Source organism: Moorena sp. SIO4E2, assembly GCF_010671945.1.
In the GTDB taxonomy this organism is placed as follows: domain Bacteria; phylum Cyanobacteriota; class Cyanobacteriia; order Cyanobacteriales; family Coleofasciculaceae; genus Moorena; species Moorena producens.
The window spans coordinates 1-2,862 of record NZ_JAAHIE010000781.1 but is presented as its reverse complement, the minus strand read 5'-3'; the positions used below and the strand labels follow the sequence as shown (position 1 = coordinate 2,862).

The window sequence follows — 2,862 nt, the reverse complement described above, 5'->3', positions numbered from 1 at the left end:
GTAAACCCAGCTGTGATCAGGGCAATTCTAACTGCTGCGGCACAAGAGTAGGTGGCTAGTCTACCGGTGTCTGAGCAACATTGGGCTAAGTGTTGAATAAATTCTAGGGTCCATAATTGAGGACAGTTAGGTGGGGAAAAGGGGTCAAGAAAGATAGCATCGGCTTGGAAGTTACCTTGTTGCACCTGTTGGATAGTCTCTCTGGCATCACCGAGATATAGTTGAGCTTGGAATTGCTCGGTTTCAACCAGTCCAGTAGTTGCCAGAGCCTCTAATAGTTGGGGGATAGGATCACGAAAGTGATTCAGCCAACCCTGAGCGATCGCAGCTTGTGGTACGGTAGAGTCTAATTCTAGGGCAACCAGTTGGACATGGCAGTGGGGATTTTGTGTCCAAATTTCCCCTAGGGCAGCAGCGGTGTTGTAACCTAGACCATAACAGATATCCAACAACCGTAGCACTGGCTGTTGGGCTTTTTGGGCTAGTTGGCAAGGTTTGACAAACTTCACCTGGGCTTCTTCTATGGCACCTTGTCGGCTGTGATAGGATTCACCAATTTCTGAACAAAAAAAGGTAAATGAGCCATCAGCAGTCATTTCCGGTGTGAATACCTTGTTATCGGGCATTAGGGATTTTAAAGGTTGAAGGTTATGGGGTTGAAGGTTGTCTGTCAGAATGCAGAATGTAGAATGCAGAATGTAGAATTCCAAATTCATAAGCATTCAGCCGTCAGCCTTCAGCTGTCAGCCGTGAGCCACGCTACACGAACGGGAGAATTTAATAGTTCGAGATTAATGAGAATTGAAAGTCTGAGGAAAAGCCCATCTAAGCCTATGCGCCTAGCGCATAGGATGATGGCTGATAGCTGAATACTTACCCAAATTCTAAATTCTAAATTCTAAATTCTAAATTCTAAATTCTAAAATGTTGAAGGTTGAAGGTGATGGGGTTGTTCGCCTTTGGCGTTCCTGTCGGGTAGGTTATTTGCCCAACATCGAACATGTAACCTGCTAACTTTCAACGCTTCTAGTTGGTAGGCACTGCCCACCATCGGATTATTGAAACTCCCCGCTCTAAAGAGACGGGGAGTTTCAAAAGAATTGGCGTTGCTGAATTAAGGTATAATTTAAATAATTACACAGAGAAGGATCTGGAACATCCCAAAATTTAAGATAGTGAATTACCAGAATGTCGCCACATTTCCTCGGATTTGGAGTAGCAAAAACTTTTTCGCTTGATAGACTATTTGGGTCCTGATCTTAACTAAGCTGTTGTGCATTTTAAATGCACAACAGCTTATTACTTACGACTCAAACGCCGAGGTCTAAACTTCGGTAGTGGTAAACAAGTAGCTAAACCACTACATCTTTACCACTACCTAAACTTGTTACCTCGTCCAAACGTTATTCGCGTTTAATGTTCCTATCCCGGCCCACTGTATTTGATTTTGATTAATCAGAGTACCTATTTGACACTCCCCGCCCTGTAAGGACGGGGATTCTTGCTTCAACGAGGTGACTTGTTTAACCAGGCCGGAGCCAGGAAAAATAGAGGTCTCTTCTCCACAAGCGTATTTAGTCTATGACCTAGGTTTCGGTGTGCCCCACCGTACCTAATCTAGTTAACAAGTTCGATAAACTTTTTCTTGATCTTATGTTTTCGTAGATATCCAAATCGTTAGATTTGATTATGCAATAAGCTGAGCTCTTAGCTTATTTTTTACATCATCTACTTATTTTAAGACTATGTTTATCTATAACATTATTGGTTTTTATCTTAACACGATGCGATAAAACCGTCAAGTCTTAATTTAAAAAAAAGCCGTCCTATAAGGACGGGGCTTTAAACCCAAATTTTTTGGTAAACTCGATCATCTGGGAAGTTAACTCGTATTACATCTGGGTCACTACAGATCACAACACCACGCCCATTTGGACGAGTACCCATAGTGATAGTAACCTGCATATCCTCCACTGTAATCTCAGATTGACCCTCAGATTGACCCCATGTTCCTGCTATACTCATCATTTACCTCTTGCTGTAATTAATTTCAATCAACACATTGATCATAGAAAATCTAACCCTGGCTTGACATTACCCTTGAGGGTACCTTTGATGTTAAGAATTATTACTGACATTAATCGGCATTGCATAGTAGGATTGACTTGGGTTGATTATCTGGCGAGAAATGTGATGCTATTACTCCCGGGAACGCAACTCCTCAAATCAGACCCTGATTCAGCAACGCCTAAGAATTAATGGCAAAATCCTGTTTCTCCCTAAGCTGAGACTATCAAAATTCAATCGAACCAAACCCTAGTCTATGGCAGATCCTTTTCAAACACCCCACAGCGGATATCACTGGGACGGAAAGAGCGGACGCTTTTTTGAAGGTTGGTACTATCGGGTGACGTTACCCAATTGTGGTCAGACGTTTGGGTTTATGTATTCTATTGAAGACCCCATCGGTGGTCAACCCTATAGTGGGGGTTCAGCCCAAATTCTAGGCCCTGATGATCAGTATCTGTGTCGTACCTTCCCCCATCCGGAACAGTTTTGGGGGTCATCGGACTCCTTAGGTCTAGGACATTGGGGTAAAACTAAATTACAAATTACCCCTCAATACCTTGACCCCGATAAATTTGAGTATCAAATCAAGGAAGGATATCAGGCTACAGCTACCTTGAATCAAGGGTTTATTCGGGACCGAGCCAGCGGAAACTATTGTGATTGGCGCTATGAAATTAAACCGATTTATGGCTGGGGAGATCTGGGAAAAGCCCAGCAATCAACCGCTGGCTGGCTTTCGTTTTTACAGATATTTGAACCAGGATGGCAAATCTTGATGGCCCACGGTTTAGC

At 43.0% G+C, this 2,862-nt stretch carries 3 protein-coding genes; 1 reads left to right on the top strand and 2 read right to left on the bottom strand.

Annotated features, from left to right (window positions below):
• Both F6K37_RS37105 and F6K37_RS37100 read right to left on the bottom strand, forming a co-directional pair.
• Positions 1 to 722 (bottom strand): tRNA (5-methylaminomethyl-2-thiouridine)(34)-methyltransferase MnmD (locus F6K37_RS37105; RefSeq protein ID WP_353838940.1); only part of this gene is annotated, 722 nt, incomplete at its 3' end.
• A gap of 1,120 nt (positions 723 to 1,842) precedes the next feature.
• Positions 1,843 to 2,028, bottom strand: a complete 186-nt coding sequence (locus F6K37_RS37100) for a hypothetical protein (RefSeq protein WP_287255992.1) — start codon at positions 2,026 to 2,028, stop codon at positions 1,843 to 1,845.
• Positions 2,029 to 2,323: 295 nt separating this feature from the next.
• Here F6K37_RS37100 and F6K37_RS37095 point away from each other — a divergent pair.
• Positions 2,324 to 2,862 (top strand): tocopherol cyclase family protein (locus F6K37_RS37095; protein WP_287255990.1); only part of this gene is annotated, 539 nt, incomplete at its 3' end.

Coding starts and splice junctions, on each gene's coding strand:
- F6K37_RS37100 (WP_287255992.1), bottom strand. CDS start 2,028: ATGATGAGTATAGCAGGAACATGGGGTCAATCTGAGGGTCAATCTGAG.